We start from the raw sequence: 26,053 nt of genomic DNA, 5'->3' as shown, positions 1-26,053 counted from the left end.
CATGTTATGCAAAACATCATAAGCTCATTTTTTTTAAAAATTATTTATTTTAAGTAAAAATAACTATTCTCTAAATGATTTTAGTTTTCTTTAGGATTCCGAAATTCTTTACACAAAAACATATCCTGCTAAATATAATTCGCGTCCTGATGAATTGTATGCCGTTTTTTACCCCAAACAGAGAAGTTGTAAAAAGTGAATTATTATAAAAACAAAGCTTCTTTAAAACAATATTTAAACAAATGTTTAACTTTTTTATGACTCTACTCATAAAAATCTAAAAAATCTTTGCAGTAATTTCTCCAAAACATATTGTATGAGTGCAAAAAAATTTAAAGGAGTGCCTAAACAAAAAATTGGAGGTTTCCATGATACAGAAACCAGAAAACTATTTGATCAGGATTCCATGTCGCTAAAATTTGAAACATTAAAAGAGAGGCTTTTCTCAGTCAATAAATGGCAAAGTTACTGTGGGGAGGCATTTACAGCATTTAAACTTTATAATTCCAGCGGCCATCCTGTAGATCGTGAGCCACAAAAAGGAGATTTTATCAGGATTGACATTCCAGGACCTGGAGAACCTGGTGCTAAAGGATATGATTGGGTAGAGATTACAGATATCTGTTTCTACCAGAACAGCTTTGCTGAAAGTATAACAATGACCTGCAGACCATCCAGAAATCCGGAAGATAAAAAGAAACGCCATATTGCTCATTTTTACAGTTCAGGAGCAAGCTCTACCTTTATGATATCAAAAAGTCCTGCTCATTTAAAAGCAGCAGTGTATGGACGAAATGAAAGACCTAATCTCAATGCCAAGCTCTTTGATGCCATCAGGAATCTTGTTATCGCTGCCGGAGGAATGATGGGAACTGCTAAAATACAATGGAAACAGCTTACAGACGGTTTACTGGATTTTGAATAACCTTTTTCTACCTTTTTTGATCTAGATCAAAGTTTAGTATTTGTTGTACAGGGACATTTGCACCCGAATATTTTAAACAAAATTTATGAGTACAACATTAGAAAAAGGACAGACTATTAATTTTTTCCGGGCAACCACTCCCATTATCATTTCGGTATTTGGGGTTTACCTTACCATAGGAATTGCGTTGGGAGTACTTCCTGGGTTTGTTCAGAACACATTAGGTTTTGACAGCATTATTGTGGGGTTTGTCATTGGCCTGCAGTCACTGTCAACACTTTTAACCCGTGCTTATTCCGGAAAAATCACAGATACCAGAGGAGCTAAGAAAAGTAAAATGTCTGGTGTAGTATTAGCTGTTATTGCCGGGATTGTTTATGTACTGGCAGTATTATTTCAGGCTAATCCGCTGATGGCACTTGTCTTTCTGTTGCTGGCAAGGATCATCCATGGTGTTGGTGAAAGTTTTCTGGTTACCGGAGCATTAACGTGGGGAATAGGGCTGGCAGGACATTTTAACTCCGGGAAAGTAATGACATGGAACGGTATTGCCATGTATGCAGGAATTGCAATCGGAGCACCTGTAAGTATCTGGTTGAGTAAAGAATACAACATACTACCTGCTTTTATCCTTATAGCCTTACTTCCGCTTGTAAGCTGGCTTTCTACTGCAAAGCTTCCTTCTATTACTGTAGATAAAGATCATGTGCGAACACCTTTTTACAAAGTCATCGGTGCAATATCAGGCCAAGGACTGAGTCTTGCTTTTTCATCAATGGCATTTGGATGTATTGCTTCTTTTATTGCTTTATTTTTCTCACAAAAGAGTTGGGGTGACGTTTCACTTGCCTTTATGATTTTCGGAATATGTTACGTTCTTACCCGAATTTTCTTTGCTTCATTTCCTGATAAATACGGAGGTTTTAAGATTGCTTTGATCTCTCTGATCATCGAAGTAGCAGGACAGCTGCTGATCTGGACATCTGTTTCCAAAACATTAGCCGTTATTGGATGTGGATTGACAGGGGTTGGATTTTCATTGGTCTTCCCGGCTTTGGGAGTTCTTGCCATTCAAAAAGTAAAACCACAAATGAGAGGAACAGCATTGGGAGCATATGTAGCATTCGTTGACCTTTCATTAGGAATGGCAGGCCCCATTGCAGGATTAATTGCCGGCTGGTTTGATTATCAGACTGTATACCTGTTCGGAGGAATCAGCTGTATAATTGCAATGATTATTTTACTATTTAATAAAAAATAAAAATGGAAAATTCTCTAATATCTCAAGTAAAAGAAACGAAAAAAATACGTTCTGTATTTATCATTAAAAATAAACAATATCTTACTCCTCACCTTATCCGTGTCATATTTGAAATTGATGAAAATCAGGCTGAACTGTTAGCCAATGTACGTTCCGGTTCTAATAATAAAATCTTTATACCGACTGAAGAGGTAAGCTCCCCTTTAATCAGAACGTATACTAACAGAAAAATAGATCTTGAAAACCGGGAATTAAGTATAGATTTCGTTGCCCATGGTGATAACGGACCTGCTTCTATCTGGGCATTACAAGCGAATCCCGGTGATTCATTGGAAATAGGAATGAAAGAAAGTACAAGACCTTTAGTTCCCGATGCAGATTTTTATCTGCTGGCGGGAGATGCAACAGCATTACCTGTCATTTGTGCTATTGCAGAACAATTTCCTCCGTATGTGTCGGCAAAGATACTATTAGAGGTGGCAGGCAAAGAAGATGAACTTATCCTGTGTTCTGCAGCAGATATTTCAATTGAATGGCTGCACAATCTTCATCCGGAAAAGGGAAGCCGGCTCTCAGAAGCCGTTAAATCTGTTCAGTTTCCACCAGGTGTTTTGAAAGAATATGTTTATATCGCAGCAGAATATACAACAGTACACGAGCTTCGTAATTACTTCAAAACGACCTTGGAATGGGATCCGCATGGTTTATACATTTGCTCATACTGGAAAGCCGGGAAGGCAGAAAACTCATAGCTAGAACAGAATAAAAAGAAGTAAGCAAAGCCATTTATTACTATTTTTGCTTACATGCAGGAACTTTTAACGTCATATATTAAAAACAGAATATCGGTCACGGATAAAGAATTGGAAACTATTCTCTCTTATTTCAGACTTATCCAATTAAAAAAGAATGAAATGCTCCTTTCCAATGGACAAAACAGCCAGAGAACATTTTTTGTAGTGAATGGCTGCCTCCGTATATTTTTCATCAATGAAGAAGGGCAGGATTCCACCCGATATTTTGCCTTTGAAAATCAATTTGCCACTGCACTTACCAGTTTTATTACTTCTGAACCCTCTGAGGAATTTATTGAAGCCGTGGAGGATTCAGAAGTATATTATATTAGTCATAAGAATTTTTATCACCTTCTGGAAATTATCCCGCAATGGGAAAAATTTTACAGAATATATCTGGAAACAGCTTATGTGAACAATACCAAAAGGCTGATGTCTTTCCTTATACAGGATGCTCTTGAAAAATACCGCCAGCTTCTGGATGAAAATCCGGTTGTCGTAAGAAGACTTTCTAACAAATTGGTGGCTTCTTACCTTAATATTTCTCAGGAAACACTAAGCAGACTAAAGTCCAGGCTTTAATTTTTGTTTGATAAATCTAACATTATTTAGAAATAGCTATTATTTATTTAAACCATTTTTAAACTGGTTAAAATTATCAAAAAATTAATACCAGAGCCTGTTTAAGAAAAATTTAAGCCTTATATTTGCACCAATGTTAAAATGGTTCTCCATATTATGCTCGATGATGTATGTGCTGGCTACCACCAATGCGGGGGAAGTACTGAAGGTACCTATGTTTGTGGAACATTTTATGGAATACCACGGAAGTTTATCAGAATTTGTGATAGAGCATTATGATAATCACAAACAGGATTCTGACTGGGATACCGATCAGAAACTGCCGTTTATTAATCCTCCCATCGTATTAACTGTACATGCCCAGCTTCCGGAACTTACATTCGAAATAAAAAAGCCTAAAGAAATTACTGTTTCCAAGAAAAACAGTATCTACAAGGAAAAAGATTTTTCCAATCATTCGCTTTCTCAGATTTTCCAGCCTCCACGGCTTTCTTAATTGATTTTATACTGACATTGCTTTAGCCTTAAAGCAATCCATTTATTATTACATATCAATTTAACCTTTCGTGCATTATAACTCTGTTTATGATGTCTTTGCTATAATTTGTTTAAATTTTTCAGGATGATAAATTTACAATAAAGTGCATGAGGATCAGGAAAATATTTTCTCTTCTGTAGCTGCAATCGTAAAAAACAAAGACTTCAACAGCTTTTATAAGGCATTCCGGGTTATCAATTAATAGTTTTTTTCATGTTAAATAAAATTATTGAGTTTTCTGTAAAGAATAAGCTCATCATTGCTCTGTTTACAGTGGCACTTATCCTTTTTGGGATCTATGAAACTACCAAGCTGCCCATCGATGCCCAACCGGATATCACAAATAATCAGGTTCAGATCATTACGACTGCTCCTTCTTACGGGGCAGCAGACATAGAACGTCTTGTTACATTTCCTATCGAACAGGCTACCAGTAACATCAGCGGAATTACGGAACTTAGAAGTTTCTCACGTTTCGGACTGTCATTAGTCACTGTGGTTTTTGATGATAAGACAGATGTCTACTGGGCACGCCAACAGGTTCAGGAGCGTTTACAGCTTGTTCAGGACAACATCCCGGCAGGAATCGGCAAACCGGAACTGGGACCTATTTCTACCGGATTGGGGGAAATTTTCCAATATGTGGTAAGAGCCAAAAAAGGGTATGAAAATGTCTATGATGAAACTGAACTCAGAACCATTCAGGACTGGGTTGTCAGAAGACAGCTTCTGGGAACTAAGGGAGTAGCTGATGTCAGCAGTTTCGGAGGGAAACTGAAGCAATATGAAATTGCCATTAACCCCAACAAGCTTCAGGCATTCAATATCAATATTAATGATGTTTTTGGAGCGTTGGAAAAGAATAACCAGAATACCGGAGGTGCTTATATCGAGAAGAAAGAAACTGTTCTTTTTATTCGCAGCGAAGGGCTTCTGGGAAGTACTGAAGATATCGGAAGTATTCAGGTTGCAGAAACCAAAGAAGGTATTCCGGTACATATAAAGGACGTTGCTTCTGTGAAGATAGGGTATGCAACAAGGTATGGCGCCATGACCTATAATGATACGGGAGAAGTATCCGGAGCTATTGTTCTGATGCTGAAAGGGGAGAATGCCAACGTAGTGATTGGAAATATCAAACAAAGACTGGAAAAAATCCAGGAATCATTACCTGAAGGTGTTGTTATTGAACCTTTTCTTGACCGTGCTAAAATGGTAAACAACACCATCAGTACAGTAAAAACAAACCTGATGGAAGGAGCTTTGATTGTTGTTTTCATTCTGGTTTTGTTTTTAGGAAACTTCAGAGCGGGATTACTGGTAGCATCTGTAATTCCTTTAGCGATGCTTTTCGCGATCATTATGATGAATATTTTCGGTGTAGGAGGGAATCTGATGAGCCTTGGAGCCCTTGATTTCGGGCTTATCGTAGATGGAGCTGTCATCATTGTAGAAGCGGTACTGCATCAGCTGGCCCACAAAAAGCATTTTGGAAAAGATAATATGCTCAGCAAAAAAGAAATGGATGACCAGGTTTCCGGTTCTGCTACCAAAATGGTTAACAGTGCGGTTTTCGGTCAGATCATTATCTTAATTGTATATCTTCCGATTTTTACACTTCAGGGAATTGAAGGTAAAATGTTTAAGCCAATGGCTCAGACGGTAGCTTTTGCCCTGATTGGCGCATTTATTCTTTCCCTTACTTATATTCCTATGATGAGCTCTCTGGTACTGAGCAGAAAGAAAAAAGAAAAAGAAAATATTTCAGACCGCGTAATGGGCAAAGTGGAAACAGGCCACCAGAAAATCCTGATAAAGGCCCTTAAATATAGAAAAACCATTATTCTGGGCGTCTTGGTACTGTTTATTGGTGCTGTTGTTACCCTTTCCAGAATGGGTGGAGAATTCATCCCGTCCCTTGAAGAAGGTGATTTTGCGGTTGAAATGAGAATACTCCAGGGAAGCAATATTAACGAAACAAAAAAAGCAACCACTCAGGCAGCCAATATCCTTTTAACCCAGTTTCCAGAAGTAGAAAAGGTGGTCATGAAAATTGGTAGTGCAGAAATTCCTACAGAACCTATGCCAATGGATTCCGGAGATATGATTATTGTTTTAAAACCTAAAAAGGAATGGACTTCTGCCAAAACATTTTCTGAACTTTCTGATAAAATGAGTAAGGCATTAAGCGTTATTCCGGGATTGACAACCAGTTTCCAGTTTCCTGTACAAATGCGTTTCAATGAGCTGATGACCGGAGCCAGACAGGATGTGGTATGCAAAATCTATGGTGAAGATCTGGACAGTCTTGCCACCTATGCAAAAAAGATAGGAAGCATCATCAATACAGTAAAAGGAGCTCAGGATCTTTATATTGAACCTGTAGTAGGTGCTCCGCAGGTTGTGATAGATTATAACCGTTCTGAACTTTCCCGATATAATATTTCGGTAGCAGATATCAACAGAGTGATCAATATGGCTTTTGCCGGCCAAACCGCAGGTGCTTTATATGAAGGTGAAAAGAAGTTTGATATCGTTGTCCGAATGGATAATGAACATAAAAAAGATATTACCAGCATCCAAAGCCTTCTGGTTCCTACGACTTCAGGAGAGCAGATTCCTTTGTCGCAATTGGCTAAAGTGGAACTTAAAAACAGTCCGAACCAGATTCAGAGGGAGGATACCAAAAGAAGGATTATCGTAGGCTTTAACGTAAGAGGAAGAGATGTTCAGAGTATTGTGGAAGAGCTTCAGCAAAAGGCTGGTAAAAGCCTGAAATTATCACCTGGATATACCGTTTCCTATGGAGGAGCTTTTGAAAACCTGAATGAAGCCAAGGCAAGATTAGGTATAGCTGTTCCTATTTCGCTAGTAATGATTTTCCTGTTATTGTTCTTTGCTTTTGGCTCTGTAAAACATAGTTTGCTGATCTATACAGCCATTCCATTGTCTGCGATAGGAGGTGTTTATTTTCTGGCGTTGAGAGGAATGCCATTCAGTATTAGTGCAGGAGTAGGATTTATCGCTTTATTCGGAGTTGCGGTACTTAATGGAATTGTTTTGATATCAGAATTTAACCGATTGAAAAAGAATGGAATAGCTAATACCAACAGAATTGTACTGATAGGAACAAAAATCAGGCTTCGTCCAGTTTTAATGACTGCTTTTGTGGCTTCTTTAGGATTTCTTCCAATGGCCATCAGCAACGGTGCCGGAGCAGAAGTGCAAAGACCTTTGGCAACTGTGGTAATTGGAGGTTTGATGCTCGCCACACTTTTAACCCTTTTTGTACTTCCTATTCTCTATGTTTTGTTTGAAAATATTAATAAAGATAAAATGAAAAAAAACAATTATAAAAAACTGTCAGTTTTCTTATTGCTGATCTCTTTCGGAAGTTTTCAGGCTCAGGAAAACATTACTTACGACCAGGCTTTGGAAAAGGCTTATCAACAGAATGGCACCCTTAAAAACTCAAAATTAATATCAGACTATCAGGAAAAACTCAAAGCCAGCTATCTGGATATTCCTCAGCTGGAAGTTACAGGAGGATTTGGGCAGATTCAGGGAGAAGAAACCGACAATTCATTCGGAATCTCTCAAAGATTTAGCTTTCCTACAGTATATTCAAAGAGAAAACAAATGCTGGATGCGGAATGGTCTGCCAGTATCATCAATCAGAATCTGACCAAAACACAGCTTACCAAAGAAGTTACAGACGTTTTCTACAGAATATTAGTCCTTCAGGAGAAGAAAAAAGTATTGGAATATATCAGCCAGATGTACAATAATTTTGCTGACAAGGCCGGATTAAGATTAAAGAAAGGAGAAGCCAATATTCTGGAGGAATCAACCGCTGAAATCCAGAAAGAACAGGTAAAAGTACAGTTGAACACTCTTGAAAATGATCTGAATGTGGCAAAACTTCAGCTTCAGGTATTACTTCAGTCCGAAACTTCTTACCAACCTGTTGCCGATAAACCAACGATGAATATCGGCCTTCAGATTTCCGAGGAAATGGTAAAACAACATCCTGAGCTTCAGTATCTGCAGCAACAGATCAAAGTAGGAGAGGCAGAAGTACAACTGGAGAAAAGCAAACTTCTTCCGGACCTTCTTGTTGGGTATACCAATCAAAGTATGAAAAACATCAACAATAACCGTTTCAATTCAGTTCAGGTAGGTGTAGGAATTCCATTGTTTACAAAGGGACAAAGGGCAATGGCAAAAGCTGCACAGGCAAAAATTGCAATCTCCGAAAATCAGTATCAGAGAAAAGAAATTGAACTTAAAAACAGATTGAGACAACAGCTGAATAATTATATGAACCAACAGAGAATCATTGAAAATTATGAACAAAAACAACTTCCAAAATCCGAAACCATTTTAAAAACCGCACAGAAACAGATGGAAGTAGGAGAGATTGATTATCTGGATTGGGTAATATTGGTGAACCAGGCCGTAAAAACCAAAGCAGATTACATAGATCAACTGGAAAAACTGAATCAGATCAGTGCTGAACTTCAATTCTTAATTTCAAAATAGTAACGTCATGCATTTCAAGAATATATCAATATACAGCCTTGCTTTAATCCTTACTTTATCCTCATGCTCAGGAAAAAAAGAGGAAGAAAAAACGGTTTATGAAAATACAAAATTTACCAAAAACAATGAAAATTCGGTTCATCTTACGGAGAAGCAGATTCAGTCTGTAGGATTGACAACAACCACTATTCAGAACAGGAATATGGAAAAACTGATACGGTTGAACGGAAAAGCAGAAATTGCACCGTCCCACATCAGTTCGGTTTCCAGTATTATGGGCGGGCACATTAAGTCTATTAACGTAATTAATGGAAGCCATTTCAATAAAGGGCAGGTTTTGGCAGTTGTTGAAGATCCACAGTTCATACAGCTTCAGCAGGATTATCTGGTGACAAAAGCACAGCTTGAAGCTGCAAGGCTGAACTTTAACCGTCAGAAAGACCTTAATACAAGCAAAGCCAGCAGTGATAAGACCATGCAGACCGCCCAGGCAGATTATTCTACCCTGAATGCTACTTTAAAAGGACTTGAAGAAAAATTGAGAATCATCGGAATCAATGCCAAAGGTTTGAGTACCGGAAATATCAGAAGTAAAATCAATATTTATGCTCCGTTTACAGGTTTTGTGAGCAAAATTCTTGTGAACAACGGACAATACATCAATCCGGCAGATACTTTATTTGAGCTGATCAATCCGACAAGATTACTTTTAGAATTAAAAGTTTTTGAAAACGATGTGAATGATGTAAAAGTGGGTCAGGAAATTTTGGTCTACAACAATCAGAATCCGGATGTGAAATCAAATGCTAAAATTGTCAGCGTAGTTCCTAGTATTGAAAACGGAGGTTCTGCAACTGCGGTTGCCAAATTATCTTCTGTAAATTCTGAATTTGTAAAAGGAATGTACGTGAATGCCGAAGTAAATATCAGCAGCCGTTATACAATGGGACTTCCTAACGAAGCAGTAGTATCTTTTGAAAACAAAAATTATGTTTTTGAAGATCTCGGAAAGTCAAATTACAAAATGATTCCAGTCGTAACAGGAATTTCTGATGATCAGTTTACAGAGGTATTAAAAGCAGATTTTTTAAAGGACAGGAAAATAGTACAGAAAGGAGCTTACAGCCTTCTGATGATGCTTAAAAACAAAGCAGAATAGATTTAAATTCATATCATAGAATCAAAGGATCAGTCGAAAGATTGATCTTTTTTTGTTTTATAAAGGGCTCAATCATAAAGCTTCTTCAGTGACAAAGTTGTACCTCTTTGCTTTCTCAAAATAAGCATTTGAATCATGCTACTTTGCATTAAAAATCACAAAAACATGATATTTGACATGTTTTTCGTATTGAGAAATATTATTTAATGCATAATTCATTTTAAAATAATACATTTAGGAAGTGAATAGTTTTTAAAGGATTTTTTAGATGAATAAGAAAAGAACTTTTATCGAAAATTTATGACAAAAAAACCTTTGCACAACTTCCATATTCCGGTAATGGGACTGGCTTACACCATAGACAGCCCGATCCGTGTTGCCCAATATGGAATTTCTTCTGTGATCTCCATCATTGACGATGAAATCCTGGAAAAGATGAAAAACTTTTATAATAAAAAGTTTAATCTCGACTATTTTGGAATTTCAACAAAGACAGATGATTACAGGGCAAAAAGAATTACTGCCTATCTGGATATGGTGGATGATATCGTGAATGAAAAATTTGAATCTTTCAAACAGGAAATCAGCAAAAACAAAGAGGCTTTAAAAGACTTTATAGCCATACTTCCGAATACTTCGGATCTTAAAACAAGTCTTCAGAATCTTATAAATCAGAAAGAGAACTGGAGCTCCAATATTAAAAACTTCATAGAATCCAACCTGAGACCCGGAAGCATTGACGTCAATATCATGACGAAAGTGGATAAAGACAATTATCAGAACAACGAACAGCTTCCTGTGATGTACAACGATGCCCATGCTTCACTGCGGGGATTTGCCAAAAGCAAACTATCATCATCAATGGTTCTTTCTGCAGGAATGAATCCTCGTCTGTACAGCTATATGGAAGAATTTGAAGACTTTTTCCCGGATGAAAACGGAAAGATCAAAAAGAAAATCATTCTTAAAGTAAGCGACTTCCGTTCTGCAATGATCCAGGGAAACTTTCTGGCTAAAAAAGGATTGTGGGTTTCAGAGTACAGAATAGAATCCGGGTTGAACTGTGGAGGACATGCCTTTGCCACCGAAGGAATGCTTCTTGGGCCGATCATGGAAGAATTTAAGCAGAAAAAAAATGATCTGATACAGTCTGCACATGCCTTAATGACGGCTGCTTTGGAACAAAAAGGAAAATGTATTGTTTCTGAGCCTTTGGAAATGAAAATTACTGTTCAGGGTGGAGTTGGAACTTCCGAAGAACATGAGTTTTTATTGGCCAATTATCATGTAGACAGTGTAGGATGGGGTTCTCCGTTTTTACTGGTACCTGAAGCCACTTCGGTAGATACAGAAACCCGGAATCTGCTTGTAAAATCCAAAGAGCAGGATTTGTATCTGAGTAATATTTCGCCATTGGGAGTGCCTTTCAATACGGTAAAAGGAACATCCAATGAAACATTGAAATATGAAAAAGAAGCTAAAGGAAAATACGGCAGTTCCTGCCCCAAAAAGCTTCTGGCATTAAGTAAAGAATTCTCACCGGAAGGAACCTGTACCGCTTCCAAAAAATATCAGGATATCAAACTGAAAGAATTATATGCCGATCAGGAAATCTTAACAGAAAAGGAATTCAATAAACGAAAATCTCAGATTACCGATAAAGCCTGCCTGTGTGTAGGACTTGTGAATGCTGCCTATATGGAACAGAATCTTGAAATCAAAGGTGAAAAGCAAGGTGTTGTGATATGTCCAGGACCCAATATTGCTTTTTTTGATAAGGAAGTTTCACTTTCGGAAATGGTAAAACATATTTATGGAAACACCAATATTCTTTCCCATACTCAACGTCCGAATATGTTCATCAACGAACTGAAAATGTATGTTGATTATCTGAGAAAGGAAATTACAGAATCATCAGTACAGATTACCCATTCCCAGACAAAAAAATGGAATGCTTTCAAAAAGAATGTACTTGAAGGAATAGAATATTATCATGATCTTTTTAAAGGATCATCATTCTTCAGCAACGGATTATCAACCATCAACCTGCAATTACAGGAATATAAACTCCAGCTTACTGCTATTGAGGTTCCGCAGATTGAAAAATAACCGTATTTTTTAATTGATAGATAATAAAAACAGCTTTCAAAACAAGGCTGTTTTTATTTTTTTGAACGGTTTTGTTGGAAAATACAGAGACACAAAGATTTATAAAATTATTGTGTATTTAAGGTGCAAGAAAAATCAAAGATTTTCAGCAAGATTAATTTTCTCGCAGATTATGGAAATTGAGGAGATTTTTTTATTAGGATCTGCGAGAGTTTTAAAATATACAGTGTTTAATTTTATCGGAGATAAAGTCTTTGGCACAATGCAGGTGAAATTTCTTTGCCTCGTTGCATTTTCAACAAAATAATAGTCAAAAAAACTTAGGAAACATCAGCAATTCCATTTATAATAACTATAGCAGGAATGGCTATTTTGAATATCCTCAGGGCTTAATATTCCTTACCTTAGAGCTCACTTAGTAAAATTATTTTTATGGAAAAAAGAAAAATCAAAAACACCGATTTAACGATTGCTCCAATCAATTTCGGAGGAAATGTTTTTGGATGGACGCTGGATGAAAAACAGTCTTTTGATATACTGGACCGCTTTGCAGAAGCAGGATTTAATTTTGTAGACACTGCAGATACCTATTCATGGTGGGTAAACGGAAAAGGAGGACAATCTGAAGAGATCATCGGAAAGTGGATGAAAAGCCGTTCCAACCGTAATGATATCGTTTTGGCAACAAAAGTAGGTTCTGAAACGAAGGAGCATGGCTATGATGTCAGCAGAAAGCACATCTTACAATCAGTAGATGAATCGCTGCAAAGGCTTCAGACGGACCATATTGATCTTTATTATACTCATTTTGATGATAATGTCACTCCGGTAGAAGAAACACTTTCTGCTTATGATGAGATTATTAAAGCTGGAAAAGTACGCTATATTGCGGCTTCCAATTTATCACCGGAACGTTTGAAAGCATCATTTGAAGCTGCAGAAAAGAATAATCTTCCTAAATATGTTGCTTTACAGCCTCATTACAACTTAATGGAGAGAGAAGGCTTTGAACAAAATTATGCCCTTCTGGCAGAGCAGTTTGATTTAAGTGTATTTCCATATTGGTCTCTGGCAGCAGGATTCTTAACGGGTAAATATCGTGATGAAGCAGATCTTGCAAAAAGTGCGAGAGGTGAAGGAGTAAGGAAATATTTAAACCCAAAAGGACTTGAAGTCCTAAAAGCATTAGATCAGGTAAGTGCAAAACATAATACCACTCAGGGAACGGTTTCTCTGGCATGGTTGTTATCTAATCCTTTGATCACAGCACCTATTGTAAGTGCAACGAGTGCCTCTCAGCTTGAAACAGTATTTAATGCTCCGAAACTTATTTTGGATCAGGAAGATATTGATCTGCTGAATAATGCAAGCAACTAATTTTTTCAACTTTCATTATAGACTAAAATTAAATCCGTTCATTACTGAACGGATTTTTATTATTTGACGATGCTAACCACCCCGTCAAAAATTCTTTGAATTTTCGCCACCCCACCAAAGGAGGGGAATTCAGGTTTTTCATTGTTATATTAATCAGAATATTCTTTCAACAGCTGTCTGTAGCTCATCAATATTGAGGATTTTGAAATAAAGCCTACAAAATCATTATTTTCGCTCACTACCGGAAGGTTCCATACGCCTGTATCATCAAAAGTCTGAAGAATATCCAAAGGTTTATTTTCACGGTGAAGTATAGCCGGTGGAGTTTTCATAATCTGAACAACGAGCTGGGAAGCATCAATTTCTTTGTTAAAAAGATAAGGTCTTATATCATCCAGAGTAAGAACTCCTTTCAATTTTCTGCTTTCATCCACAACGGCAAAAATATTTTTGTCTCCATTCTTCACCATTTCAAACAATTCTGTAACAGAAGCATTTTCATTAATCGTCTGTGAATATTTATCAATAAAATCTTCAGTTCTTAAAGCGAAAAGAAGGTTTTTATCATGTTTATTTGTGAATATTTTTCCTTCATCGGCTAGTGATTTTAATTCCGGAGAAATCGGAGAGAACCATTTGGCAATAAGATAAGAAATGATGGAAGCAATCATCAGAGGGATAAACAGGTCATATCCGAAACTTGATTCTGCAATCAGAAATATAGCTGTAAGCGGGGCATACAAAACACCGCTCATTGCTCCGGCCATTCCAACCAGTACAAGATTAGTCACAGGAACATCTGTAAAACCAATATGCTGGCAAACCAGTGCAAATAAATATCCCAAAGTTCCACCGGCAAAAAGAGAAGGGGCAAAATTACCTCCGTTTCCGCCGCTAAAGATTGTAAATGAAGTTGCAAATGCCTTTAAAAGCAATACAAGAACTAAAAATATAATAATTGTCCAGTCTCCGATCTCAAAATATCTGAAAAAACTGTTTTCAATAATAGAATAAGTGTTCCCATTGGTAAAGGCCTTTACAGTCTCATAACCTTCCCCGAACAGCGGAGGAAAAAGAACACATAGCAGAGAAAGTACAGCTCCTCCAAACATTGCTTTACGCATTCTGGAAAGCTGAAGTCCTTTTATAAAATGTTCTACTTTTTGGGAAATAATTACAAAATAACGGGCATACAAACCAGTTACAAGCCCTAAAATAAGGTAATAAGGAACATTTTTATAATTGAACGGATCTCTTGTATAAAACCTGAAAAGAACATCTTCCTGAAGTAAAATCCTAGACAATAAACTTCCACAGACAGCAGCCACCACCAAAGGAATAAAATCTGTAAAAACAACCCCGGTCAACAGAATTTCAAATGCAAACATAATCCCGGCAATAGGAGCATTGAATGCAGATGCAATCCCCGCTGTAGCACCGGCAGCCAGCAATAAAGTTCGTTCTTTGTAACTTAATCTGTAGGTCTGTGCATAGTTGGAACCAATGGCAGCTCCGGTAACGGCAATAGGACTTTCCAATCCTGCTGAGCCTCCCAATCCAACGGTAACAGCACTTTGTATCACCTGAGAATACATCTTAACCGAGGCTACAATACTGGAATTCTGTGCAATTTCGTATAAAATAGCTCCGATACCTTTACGATCCTGACCTTTAAATATTGTCAGAACGATCATCGTAGTGAGAACAATTCCTAAAAAAGGAAAAACGATATAAAATAATATCTGATATTCAAAATGAACTTTATTGGTAATGAAATAATGAATATTGTGTACCAGAGTTTTCAGAATAACTCCTGCAAGACCCGCTGTACAGCCTACCAGAATTCCGGAAAGAACAAGAAACTGATTTCTGCTCAGCCTGTTGTTCAGCCAATGCAGAATAAGCTCATAACTGCGTGCTTTTTCCAATCCGTATTTCTGGAAATCTCTTTTAAATTTAAGGAAGCTAAGGTATTTTTTTTTGTTGTGAATTTTCACCTTGGAAATATTTTACACTATCATCAGATTGATAAAGCAGCGTAAATTTATGAAATATATCACAAAAAACCTCATTTTGGAGCTATACACTTGCTCTATCGTTTCTATTTTTGTAATTTATATTTTAATTTAAAATTCAAAATTTCTTCTAAATTTGGTAATAGATTTATCACATGAAAATTCTCATCATTGAAGACGAAGCCGCTCTTGCTCAAAGTATTTCCGAATATCTGTCCGGAGAAAATTATCTCTGTGAAGCTGCCAGTACATTCGGCGAAGCTATGAGTAAAATAGAAGCATTTGAGTATGACTGTATTTTACTGGACATTATGCTGCCGGATGGAAATGGCCTTACAATTTTGGAAGAATTAAAAAAACAACAGAAACAAGACGGTGTAATTATTATTTCCGCTAAAAATGCTCTTGATGATAAGATTGAAGGACTGAAACTGGGTGCCGATGATTATCTCACTAAACCCTTTCATCTTTCTGAATTGATGGCAAGAGTATATTCTATTATCCGGAGGAAGCAATTCAGCAGTTCCAATGTGGTGAAGCAAAATGAACTTCAGATTGATTTATTAGCCAAAACAGTAGCGGTAAATGATGAAGTAATTTCCCTGACAAAGAAAGAATTTGATCTTTTAATTTATTTTATCGGCAACAAAAATAAAGTCATCTCCAAAAGTACCCTGGCGGAACATCTTTCCGGTGACTTCGCAGATATGCTTGATAATCATGATTTTGTATATGCTCATGTGAAAAACCTTAAGAAAAAACTGTATGACGCCGGATGCGGGCATTATCTTAAAACAGTGTATGGAACGGGGTATAAATGGGAAAGCTAGATTAATTATGAATTATAAATGATGAATTATAAGTTATGAGTGAAAAGAAAAATGTACTGAAAGATAAGAGTTTTAGTTTTGCAATAAGGATTATTAATCTTTATAAATACCTTTCAACTCATAAGAATGAATATGTTCTTAGTAAACAGCTATTAAGAAGCAGAACAGCGGTAGGAGCTTTAATAAGAGAGTCACAGAATGCAGAAAGTAAAGCAGATTTTGTTCATAAACTCGCTATTGCTCAAAAATAATATGATGAATCTATTTATTGGATTGAGCTTTTATTTCATACAGATTATTTATCATCTACTGAATTTGAAAGCATAAGTAAAGAAGCCACAGAAATATTAAAAATAATCCGAAGCATCATCATTACATCAAAAAACAAATAGTCTTTCATAGAAAATAACAATTCATAACTCATAATTTATAATTCTTAATTATGTTGAAGCCTTTACTTACCAAAACCACAAAACCCTTTCTTATCTATGTACTTATTGTACTTATGATAAGTATTCCCGTGTATTATTTTGTGGTAGATACGATCTGGAAAAGCGAACTGGATGAGCACAATCAGATTATTGTAGAGAAAACGGCTTATGAATTTAACCAATTACAACTTTCAGAAGAAGCGCTGAACAAAAGCCTTGAATTATGGAATCATATTCAGCCTGAAACGAATATTGAAAAGATTTCAACTCAACAAATAAAACGGGATAGCGTTTATACTTATGAAAAACACCTTCCTTTTATTTCAGAACAAAAAAAGGAACGCTACAGATGTCTTGAAAAAGTAATTTATATTCACGGCAAACCTTATCTGTTTACCATACAGACGAATATTGAGGAATCTCATGAAACGATAGCCGTAATTGCGATGATCACCATATTCTTCTTTGTGGTGATTGTTCTCGGGCTTTTATATCTTAACAGAAAACTTTCTTCATCTATCTGGAAACCGTTCAGGAGTACATTGGATCAACTGAAAACCTTCAATCTTAACAGTCAGAATACAATAAAATTTCCGGTTTCTGATACTGCTGAATTTGAAGAACTTAATCAGTCTCTTTATAGATTGATGGAACGTAATATTTCTACCTATAAAACTCAGAAAGAGTTTACTGAAAATGCTTCTCACGAATTACAGACTCCGCTCGCTATTATTAAAAATAAGCTGGATCTTTTGCTGCAGGATCAGAATCTTACTGAACAGCAATACAGAATCGCTGAAGATATGAACAGGGCCCTTACAAGAAGCTCGCGCATCAATAAAAACCTTTTGCTGCTTGCTAAAATTGAAAATAACCAGTTTGACAGTTCAGAAATTATTTCGTTTGACCATTTGCTTCAACAAAGTATTGATATTCTCGGGGAACATGTTGAACAAAAAAATATTTCTATTCATGAAGATCTCTCAAACAGTGTACAGGTGAGGGGAAACAGTATTCTGACAGAAATACTGATCAACAATCTCATCATCAATGCCATCCGTCATACTTCTCCAGGAGGTTCTATCTCTATACAACTGACAAATTCTTCTTTTGAGGTTTCCAATTCGGGTACTGAAAAGCTGAATGAGGATTTGCTTTTCAAAAGATTTTCAAAACTGTCAACAGATAACAGCGGAAGCGGCTTAGGCCTTTCTATTATTCAGGAAATCTGCAGGTTTCATCATTGGACTATCAGCTATAGGTTTGAACACAATCATCATATCTTCACTGTTAAATTATAGTTAATAAATTTTACAGCTCCGGCAATTCAAAATTTCTTCTAAATCACATTGCACCTTTGTATAGAAAATACTGAGGTGATATTTTATTAAGAAATGATTGGAAAAATTGTCCCTTATCCGCAGGAACGATTTGACTTTCTGAATCAATATCATTTTCGGCATCTAAAAACAAAGCAAAATGAGAACAGCAAACAAAGTCGCAGCCGTTACACTCCTTTTCTGGCTTATGAAAGTGGTAGCAACTACATTGGGAGAAACCTTGGGAGATTTTATTTCTATGACCCTTAATTTAGGATATGTTGTAGGAATTTTGGTTACACTCGCATTTTTTATTCTCATCCTATCTGTACAGCTTCGTGTAAAAAAATATATTCCCGCAATCTATTGGATGGTGATTATAGGAACAACAACTTTAGGAACAGAAATCTCCGATTTTATCGACCGTACTTTAAAAACAGGATATCTGGCTGGGAGTCTGATTTTGCTTTTCGGCCTTTTAACCTCCTTATTTCTATGGTACAAAAAATATGAAAACCTCGAGGTCTATCCGATTTTTGAAAGAAACAAAGAATTCTATTACTGGACGGCTATTTTATTTTCCAATAGTCTGGGAACAGCTTTTGGGGACTTTCTGAGTGATAATTTAGGACTCGGCTATATGACAGGAGCTTTAATTACAGGGCTGATCATATTAGTGGTTGTGGCGCTTCATTATTTTACAAAAATCAATCATGTTGTCCTGTTCTGGATTGCTTTTGTTTTTACCAGACCATTTGGTGCCACATTTGGAGATCTTTTGACAAAACCTTTAGCTAAAGGAGGTCTGGATCTTGGAACACTCAATGCTTCCCTTATATCTCTTACCCTCATGGTTTTGATGATTATCATTTCACAAAGACAGCACAGCCGGGAATTACCCTTGCAAAACGAATAATTAATATTTCCCTTATAACGAACTTTTTAAAGAAAATAAAGACTAACAGAATGAATAAAACAGCCTTGTTATTTTTTCCAACCTGTATGGCAATTTCTTCCCTTGTTTCAGCGCAGACAGCTTCTGTAACGGCATCTGGAAGAATCACCAATAAAGATAAAGCAGCAATACCTTACGCCCATATTATTTTAAGAAAAGAAAAAGACAGCACTTTTACAGCCGGAACCATTACCAATGAAGAAGGACGATTTTCCATTACAGGCATAAAGCCGGACCACTATCTTCTGGAAGCTTCCATCACAGGATATAATACATACACACAGCCTATTTTTATAGGAAGTCTTTCAGAGTTTCTTGAAATCCCCACTATTGAACTGGCTCAGAAACAGGAAAATGAAACCAAAATAGAAGCCATCACTATTACCGCTTCTAAAAAGAATGAAATAGACAGCCGCCTTGATAAAAAAACTTATTCAGTAGCAGACAATATCAGCCAAAGTGGTGGTTCTGTATTACAAAGCATGCAGAATCTTCCCGGAATTACCGTACAGGATGGTAAAGTACAATTAAGAGGGAATGATAAAGTAACAGTACTTATTGACGGCAAACAGACTGCACTCACCGGATTTGGAAGTCAGACAGGACTCGACAATATTCCGGCTTCTGCCATTGATAAAATTGAAATCATCAACAATCCTTCCTCGAAATATGATGCGAACGGAAATGCGGGGATCATCAATATTATCATGAAAAAGAATAAACAGAACGGATGGAACGGAAAAGCAGGATTCACAACAGGGTTAGGTTCACTTTGGGTAAGAAAAGAAAACCTTCCCACAATAAGACCTCAATATACACTAACACCTAAAATAAATCCATCACTGTCTGTTAATTACAGAAAAAATAAGGTGAATATATTTTTACAGGCTGATAATTTATATACCGAAACCCTTAATAAAAATGAGTTTGTAACCCGTACTTATGATAATGGAACTGTTATCAATTCTCAGCTGAAAAGAAACAGAAACACAAATTTCTTCACCACTAAAGCAGGTATAGACTGGACTATTGATCCGCAAAATACATTAACCATTTCAGGGATGTATGGAAGCGAAAAGATCATCGACAGGGGAGATCAGCCGTTTTTCAATGGAGATATGTCCCAACGTCTCCGCCTGTGGCAGTTTCTGGAAGACGAATTGAAAACAACCGTAATGGGAACTGCTTCTTACCAGCATAAATTCAAAGAAGCCGGGCATGTGCTGAACGTAGGTTTCAATTATACTTTCCATAGAGAGGATGAAAAATATTTCTACGATAATTATCTTCCTTCTTCTACAGGAACTGATGCCTTCAAATTATTATCTGATGAACAGGTTTATGATTTCAATGTAGATTATGTAAAACCTTTAAAATACGGACGAATAGAAACCGGAATTAAACTAAGAAACAGAAGCATTCCTACCAATATGAATTTTATTCCCGGTGCCAACTCTGTTCTGGATGCTTCTGCAGGAGGGAAAGCTGATTATAAAGAATTCATTCCTGCGGTGTACGGAAATTATGTTTTTGAAAATGAAAAATGGGAAGCTGAACTGGGATTGAGGCTGGAATATGTGAAAATTCAATATGACGTAAATCCTAACCATCCAACATATAAAAGTGATGGATACAATTATACGCAGCCATTTCCTAATTTCAGACTTGCTTATAAACTCGATGACCGCAATAAGTTCTCTGTATTTTACAATAGAAGAGTAGACCGTCCTAATGAAGTTGACATCCGTATTTTTCCAAAGTATGATGATGCAGAAATCATTAAGGTAGGAAATCCGGCACTGCGCCCTCAGTTTACAAACTCTATTGAACTTGGATATAAACACAATTGGGATAACGGATACCTGTATTCTGCATTATACCACCGCTTTGCCAATGGAACCATAACAAGAATTTCAAGCATTGTTCCGAACAGCACTCTTATTTATGCCATATTCCAGAATGCCGGAAAAAGCTATAATACAGGGCTGGAAACGATATGGAATCAAAAGATATCTGATTTATATTCATTTAATGTCAATGGAAATCTATACCGCAATCAGATCAATGCTTTTACCGTAGAAAACCTGTATCCAAAGCCTAATACTTTTTCTGCAGACCGCCAGACTGCCATTTCAGGAAATATCAAGATGAATAACGTTTTTCATTTTTCAAAGGGATTGGATATGCAATTTACGCTGGTGTATCTGGCACCGGATATTATTCCACAGGGAAAAATAAAATCCAGGTTTTCTATGGATGCAGGTGTGAAAAAAGCCATTCAGAAGGGGAAAGGCGAATTATTCTTAAATGCCACAGATTTACTCAACACAATGGTCATCAGAAAGTCTGTTCAGGGCAGCGGGTTTGCTTATACCAGCAATGATTATTATGAAACCCAGGTGATCCGGCTGGGGTACAGCTATAAATTTTAATACAGAATTGAATAATTATAAATGTGATTTAGGATGAAAAAGCACTTTCAAAAAATGATGATGTATATCTTGGTTTTGAGTTCAGCTTTAAGCACAATCCATGCTCAGAATACAAATGACACAATTGAAGTTCAGAAACCTGTACAGGACAGTATGATCACTACAGAAATTCAAAAAAGCAAACTGAATTATAAAAGTCTGATCATTCCTACAGCATTCATTGCCTATGGAGTAGCAGGTTTGACAATGAATAATCTGAAGCAGCTTAATATCTCTACAAAAGTTGAGATCAATGAACACCAGCCTACACAAATAAAACTGGATAATTATACCCAATATGCCCCTGCAGTCATAGTATATGGCCTGAATGCAGCGGGAATAAAAGGGAAGCATAACCTGAGAGACCGTACTATCATTTATGCTTCTTCACAACTGATTGCGGCAGCCTTTACAATGCCTTTAAAGTACCTTGTAAAAGAGGAAAGACCGGACAGATCGAATACTTTATCTTTTCCGTCAGGACATTCCGCTACAGCATTTTCTTCAGCACAGTTTATGTTCCGGGAATATAAAGACAGTAATTTCTGGCTGAGCATTTCAGGATATCCGTTTGCTATTTTCACAGGGGTATACAGAATGCTTAATGATAAGCACTGGCTGGGGGACGTTGTGGCAGGAGCCGGATTTGGAATTCTTTCTACTGAACTCGCCTATTGGCTGTTCCCAAGAATTGACAATTTATTACGGGGGAAAAATAAGAGTAAAAATACCTTATCGTCTACGATGGTAATGCCATTTTATCAGAATAAAATTGTAGGAATAGGGCTGGTAAAAACCTTCTGATATAAAAGAGGCTGTCTCAAAAGTCAAACAATTGGCTTTTGAGACAGCCTCTTTTCATTATACGACTTTCGCCTTACGGACTATTTTTGCCAATAAACCTGGAAAGAATCTCTTCAGATAAACTGCCATTACTTCTTTACCTCCTATGGCTTTTTGTTTTTTCTGTTTTTCAATGGCATAGAGCATTTTTTTTGCAAAAATATCTACAGGCATTCCGTTTTTCGTGGCATCATCCATTGTACCTTGTGATGAACCGTCCCCGGTAACAGCATTAACAGAAATATCTGTTTGTATAAACCCCGGACAAATAATTGTTATCATTATATTCTGACTGAATAATTCTGCCCGTAAAGCATCGAAAAAACCATGTAAAGCATGCTTTGCTCCGGCATACCCACTTCGCATAGGAGCACCGAATATTCCCATAAGACTGGATACAACGGCAATCTGCCCTCCCTTATTACTAATCATATAAGGCACAGTTGCTTTAGTAAGGGCTACCGTTCCAATATAATCAACATCTATCAGCTGTTTATCTACTTCAATATCTGTTTCCATCGCTAAAGAACGTTGAGATAGTCCGGCATTGTTAATCAGAATATCAATCTTTCCAAACTGTTCTGATGCTTTCGCTGCAATGGCAGGCATATCTTTATAATTTTTCAGGTCTAAAGGAATCACCGCATACCGGTCTGTATTCAATTCTGCTCTTTCAGCCACCAAATGTAACTGTTCTTCTTTTCTTGACGAAAGGATTATTTTGGCGTTGCTGTTCTTTGCCAGACTTTTTACCAGGGCTTCTCCGATACCTGATGATGCTCCGGTAACCCAAATCACTTTATGATCGAAATAACTGCTCATATTTGTACTATTATTTAATTTTTAAGCCCGCAATATATTTTCCGGCTTTCATTCCTGAAAAAATACAGCCTCCTAAAAATGTTCCTTCCAATGCTCTGTAACCATGCATTCCGCCACCGCCAAAACCAGCCGCTTCTCCTGCAGCATACAGTCCTTCAATAATACTGTCGTTATCATTTAATACCTGACCATCCAGGTTGGTTTTAATACCACCCAAAGTTTTTCGGGTCAGAATATTAAGGCGTACAGCAATCAAAGGTCCGTTTTCCGGGGCTAAAATCTTATGAGGAGCCGCTACACGTCCAAGTTTATCTCCTAAATAATTCCGGGTATTCCGGATATAATTAACCTGGGTATCTTTTGAAAATTTATTGTCTAATTCTCTGTCCCTGGCTTCAATCTGAGATTTTATTTTTTCATATTTCAACAGGTTATTTCCGGCCAGTTCATTCATTCTTTTAACCAGATCTTCCAGATTATCCGATACAATAAAGTCTTTTCCATGTTCCTTAAAAGCTTCTACAGGACCGGGGGCTTTTTTACCGAAAATTCTTTTCAGAAAAAGAGAGTAGTCCTTATTGGTAATATCCGGATTCTGTTCTGAACCCGAAAGAGCAAATTCCTTTTTGATAATTTTCTGAGTGAGGATAAACCACGAGTAAGAAAACCCGGTTTCCTGTATATATTGTAAAGTTCCCAATGTATCAAATCCGGGAAGAAAAGGAGCGGGGAGCCGTTTTCCTTCAGCATCAAACCATAAAGAAGAAGGTCCTGGTAATATCCGGATTCCGTGGTTGGGCCATATGGGATTCCAGTTTTGTAAACCTTCTGTGTAATGCCACATTCTATCACGGTTGATAATATGAGCTCCTGCATTTTCTGCAATACCAATCATTTTGCCATCTACATAGGCAGGAACACCACAGACCATATTTTCCGGTGCTTTTCCTAGTCTTTCGGGCCAGTTTTTCCTTACCAGCTCATGATTGGCACCAATTCCACCGGAAGCGATGATGATGTTTGTAGCTGTATATTCAAATGTTGAGATAACATTTCTATTAGTCTCAGCTCCTCTTTCTTTAGTATCGTTTTCCAGAATATCACCTTTGAGGCCTTTTATTTTTCCATTTTCCACTAGTAATTCTGTCACTCTGTGTCTGAACTTCATCTCCAGCAATCCTTTTTCCTTAGCTTTGTACGCTTTTTCTACGAAAGGTTTTACTACGCCTGTACCAGTTCCCCAACTTACATGAAAACGAGGTACCGAATTTCCGTGTCCTGTTGCTGAACCGTCACCACGTTCTGCCCAGCCAACCATAAACATCAGCTTGATCCCTAATTTGGAAATGTATTCATATTTTTCACCGGAAGCAAATTTCAGGTAAGCTTCTGCCCATTGACGAGGCCAGTAATCCTCCGGACGATCAAAACCTGCAGTCCCTTTCCAGTCCTGAAGTGCCAGTTCATAAGAGTCTTTGATTCCCACTCTTCTTTGCTGGGGTGAATTGATGAGAAACAAACCACCGAATGACCAGAATGCCTGCCCACCTATGTTCTGCTCAGTTTCCTGATCCAAAAGGAGTACTTTTTTTCCGGCATTGGTAATCTCCATCGCGGCAGTAAGCCCTGCCAGTCCGCTTCCTATAATGATGGCATCAGGCTTAAATGTTTCTTCCATTTTCCAGGTGTTTTTATTGAATGATACTTCCTATAAATGTATTAAATATTTAAATGAAACAATTAAAAAAATCTTAATACTTTTATTGTTTGCATAGAATAGAAAAATGAAAGAAAATCATAAATACCAGGCATTTGCAGTGTTAAATGACAGAACACGCCAGCCCATTGAGGCAGAATCAATTATTATCCAGCTGGAGGAGGAGGAAATTGAAATTCCACTGGCATCATTACATCCTGTTTTTCAAGGGAAATTAACCCTCGCTACCGGATCAGCCATTCAGGGCAGAGAGAATGACAGGGAAAGCGCTGTCCGGCTTATCATAGAACCGGGAGCTTCTAATGTGATTCATATAACTCCAAAAAAAGGCTGATATCTCCAAAAAATCCTATGAATGCTAATTTTCCTGTATTTAAAACAGATCCCTCAATAAAACATTTTTATCTTTGTGAAAAATAGAAGTATGAAGTATTTGTTTATCATTGCCTGCTTTATCTGCTCCATTTTCAGCCAGGCACAGCAAAAACAGGATCCATGGAAAGACAGCCAGCTGATGGATCCGGCATTACTGGCTTCCCGAATCGAAAAGCATAAAACAAAAGATCTGGTGATTATTTCAGTAGGTCCGGAAGCCATAATCAAAGGTTCTGTAGACATTGGCCCAACACATGAACCTGAAAATCTGGAAAAACTTAGAAATTATCTTAAAGATATTCCTAAGAACAGAGAAATTATAATCTACTGCGGATGCTGTCCTTTTGTAAAATGTCCTAATATACGTCCTGCTTTTACATTACTGATGGAAATGGGCTTTAAAAATGCTAAGCTTTTAAACCTTCCGAAAAACATTAAAATAGACTGGCTGGATAAAAACTATCCTACAAATGATTAATATGAAGACTGGTTCTACGCTATTATTTTTAATGATTTTCTCAGGGACTGTTATGGCCCAAAGTGCAATAGAAATAGGTAAGAAGGCTCCTGAAATTACTATGAACAAGGCAGACGGAACCTCATTTGCTCTTTCAGCTTTAAAAGGTAAAGTAGTTCTGATCGATTTCTGGGCTACCTGGTGCGCTCCCTGTGTAGAGGAGCAACCTGAGCTGAAAACATTCTACGAGACGTATTCTGAGCAGGTAAAAAATAATAAGTTTGAAATTCTGGGGGTTTCTTTAGATAAAAATAAGGAAAGCTGGCAGAAAGCAATTGACAGGTTTAATATCAAATGGATACAGATCAGTGATTTAAAATTCTGGAAAAGTCCTGTAGCAAAACTTTACGAAATTGATGAACTTCCTTTTAATGTCATCATCGACGGGCAGGGAACAGTTTTAGCTAAAAATCTTCATGGTAAAGATCTGGAGGAGTTTTTAAAGAAAACTTTAAGTCAGAATTAAGAATA

20 protein-coding genes and 1 pseudogene are annotated in these 26,053 nt (G+C 37.0%); 18 read left to right on the top strand and 3 right to left on the bottom strand.

The genetic code is table 11. From position 1 onward, the window contains the following. Window positions 1–316: 316 nt before the first annotated feature. From SFA27_RS11195 to SFA27_RS11155, 9 genes are all read left to right on the top strand, one after another. A complete protein-coding gene (locus tag SFA27_RS11195; protein ID WP_407298101.1) occupies window positions 317–925 on the top strand; it encodes a hypothetical protein in 609 nt (202 codons plus the stop codon). Between the two features lie 85 nt (window positions 926–1,010). Next, a complete protein-coding gene (locus SFA27_RS11190; RefSeq protein ID WP_407298100.1) occupies window positions 1,011–2,186 on the top strand; it encodes an MFS transporter in 1,176 nt (391 codons plus the stop codon). Between the two features lie 2 nt (window positions 2,187–2,188). After that, on the top strand, window positions 2,189–2,938 hold the full coding sequence (locus SFA27_RS11185; RefSeq protein WP_407298099.1) for a siderophore-interacting protein: 750 nt from the start codon (window positions 2,189–2,191) through the stop codon (window positions 2,936–2,938). Window positions 2,939–2,992: 54 nt separating this feature from the next. Beyond that, a complete protein-coding gene (locus SFA27_RS11180) occupies window positions 2,993–3,562 on the top strand; it encodes a Crp/Fnr family transcriptional regulator (RefSeq protein ID WP_047374785.1) in 570 nt (189 codons plus the stop codon). A 133-nt stretch (window positions 3,563–3,695) separates the two neighbouring features. Beyond that, entirely contained in the window at window positions 3,696–4,058 is a 363-nt protein-coding gene (locus tag SFA27_RS11175) for a hypothetical protein (protein ID WP_156118354.1), read from the top strand. A 255-nt stretch (window positions 4,059–4,313) separates the two neighbouring features. Then, complete coding sequence (locus SFA27_RS11170) at window positions 4,314–8,642, top strand: CusA/CzcA family heavy metal efflux RND transporter (protein ID WP_407298098.1); 4,329 nt, start codon at window positions 4,314–4,316, stop codon at window positions 8,640–8,642. Window positions 8,643–8,649: 7 nt separating this feature from the next. Further along, window positions 8,650–9,801 carry an efflux RND transporter periplasmic adaptor subunit gene (locus tag SFA27_RS11165; RefSeq protein ID WP_407298097.1) on the top strand — a complete coding sequence of 384 codons (1,152 nt, stop codon included), beginning with the start codon at window positions 8,650–8,652 and terminating at the stop codon, window positions 9,799–9,801. Window positions 9,802–10,101: 300 nt separating this feature from the next. Then, window positions 10,102–11,910 carry a hypothetical protein gene (locus tag SFA27_RS11160; RefSeq protein WP_407298096.1) on the top strand — a complete coding sequence of 603 codons (1,809 nt, stop codon included), beginning with the start codon at window positions 10,102–10,104 and terminating at the stop codon, window positions 11,908–11,910. Between the two features lie 432 nt (window positions 11,911–12,342). Further along, window positions 12,343–13,287, top strand: coding sequence for an aldo/keto reductase (locus SFA27_RS11155; protein WP_407298095.1), 945 nt, complete (start codon window positions 12,343–12,345; stop codon window positions 13,285–13,287). 149 nt (window positions 13,288–13,436) lie between these two features. On the opposite strand, the gene SFA27_RS11150 is transcribed toward SFA27_RS11155, so the two are convergent. Beyond that, window positions 13,437–15,284: a chloride channel protein gene (locus SFA27_RS11150; RefSeq protein ID WP_407298094.1), complete on the bottom strand. Its 1,848-nt coding sequence runs from the start codon at window positions 15,282–15,284 to the stop codon at window positions 13,437–13,439. Between the two features lie 173 nt (window positions 15,285–15,457). On the opposite strand from SFA27_RS11150, the gene SFA27_RS11145 reads away from it, so the two are divergent. The 6 genes and pseudogenes from SFA27_RS11145 to SFA27_RS11120 all read left to right on the top strand — a co-directional run bounded on the left by SFA27_RS11145 (window position 15,458) and on the right by SFA27_RS11120 (window position 22,112). Then, the gene (locus tag SFA27_RS11145) at window positions 15,458–16,132 is read left to right on the top strand and encodes a response regulator transcription factor (RefSeq protein ID WP_047374770.1); all 675 of its coding nucleotides are present in this window, start codon (window positions 15,458–15,460) and stop codon (window positions 16,130–16,132) included. 35 nt (window positions 16,133–16,167) lie between these two features. Further along, window positions 16,168–16,524, top strand: a pseudogene (locus tag SFA27_RS11140) (four helix bundle protein). Window positions 16,525–16,574: 50 nt separating this feature from the next. Then, a complete protein-coding gene (locus tag SFA27_RS11135; RefSeq protein ID WP_407298092.1) occupies window positions 16,575–17,864 on the top strand; it encodes a sensor histidine kinase in 1,290 nt (429 codons plus the stop codon). A gap of 178 nt (window positions 17,865–18,042) precedes the next feature. After that, window positions 18,043–18,798 (top strand): membrane protein, encoded by a 756-nt coding sequence (locus SFA27_RS11130; protein WP_047374769.1) that lies wholly within the window; start codon window positions 18,043–18,045, stop codon window positions 18,796–18,798. A 50-nt stretch (window positions 18,799–18,848) separates the two neighbouring features. After that, a complete protein-coding gene (locus SFA27_RS11125; RefSeq protein WP_407298091.1) occupies window positions 18,849–21,269 on the top strand; it encodes a TonB-dependent receptor domain-containing protein in 2,421 nt (806 codons plus the stop codon). Between the two features lie 33 nt (window positions 21,270–21,302). After that, window positions 21,303–22,112 (top strand): phosphatase PAP2 family protein, encoded by an 810-nt coding sequence (locus SFA27_RS11120; protein WP_407298090.1) that lies wholly within the window; start codon window positions 21,303–21,305, stop codon window positions 22,110–22,112. Window positions 22,113–22,169: 57 nt separating this feature from the next. On the opposite strand, the gene SFA27_RS11115 is transcribed toward SFA27_RS11120, so the two are convergent. Together SFA27_RS11115 and SFA27_RS11110 are read right to left on the bottom strand one after the other, a co-directional pair. Then, window positions 22,170–22,973 (bottom strand): SDR family oxidoreductase, encoded by an 804-nt coding sequence (locus SFA27_RS11115; RefSeq protein ID WP_407298089.1) that lies wholly within the window; start codon window positions 22,971–22,973, stop codon window positions 22,170–22,172. A 10-nt stretch (window positions 22,974–22,983) separates the two neighbouring features. Further along, window positions 22,984–24,651: an FAD-binding dehydrogenase gene (locus SFA27_RS11110; RefSeq protein WP_264517914.1), complete on the bottom strand. Its 1,668-nt coding sequence runs from the start codon at window positions 24,649–24,651 to the stop codon at window positions 22,984–22,986. A gap of 106 nt (window positions 24,652–24,757) precedes the next feature. Here SFA27_RS11110 and SFA27_RS11105 point away from each other — a divergent pair, with 106 nt between their 5' ends. The 3 genes from SFA27_RS11105 to SFA27_RS11095 all read left to right on the top strand — a co-directional run bounded on the left by SFA27_RS11105 (window position 24,758) and on the right by SFA27_RS11095 (window position 26,048). After that, entirely contained in the window at window positions 24,758–25,024 is a 267-nt protein-coding gene (locus SFA27_RS11105) for a hypothetical protein (RefSeq protein ID WP_407298088.1), read from the top strand. A gap of 90 nt (window positions 25,025–25,114) precedes the next feature. Continuing rightward, on the top strand, window positions 25,115–25,543 hold the full coding sequence (locus tag SFA27_RS11100) for a rhodanese-like domain-containing protein (RefSeq protein WP_407298087.1): 429 nt from the start codon (window positions 25,115–25,117) through the stop codon (window positions 25,541–25,543). After that, complete coding sequence (locus SFA27_RS11095) at window positions 25,536–26,048, top strand: TlpA family protein disulfide reductase (protein WP_407298086.1); 513 nt, start codon at window positions 25,536–25,538, stop codon at window positions 26,046–26,048. The genes SFA27_RS11100 and SFA27_RS11095 overlap by 8 nt, the downstream gene beginning before the upstream one ends. Window positions 26,049–26,053 lie beyond the last annotated feature (5 nt).

It is taken from the genome of Chryseobacterium sp. HR92 (genome assembly GCF_045689405.1).
Taxonomy (GTDB): domain Bacteria; phylum Bacteroidota; class Bacteroidia; order Flavobacteriales; family Weeksellaceae; genus Chryseobacterium; species Chryseobacterium viscerum_A.
This window is presented reverse-complemented; position numbering and strand designations above follow the sequence as displayed.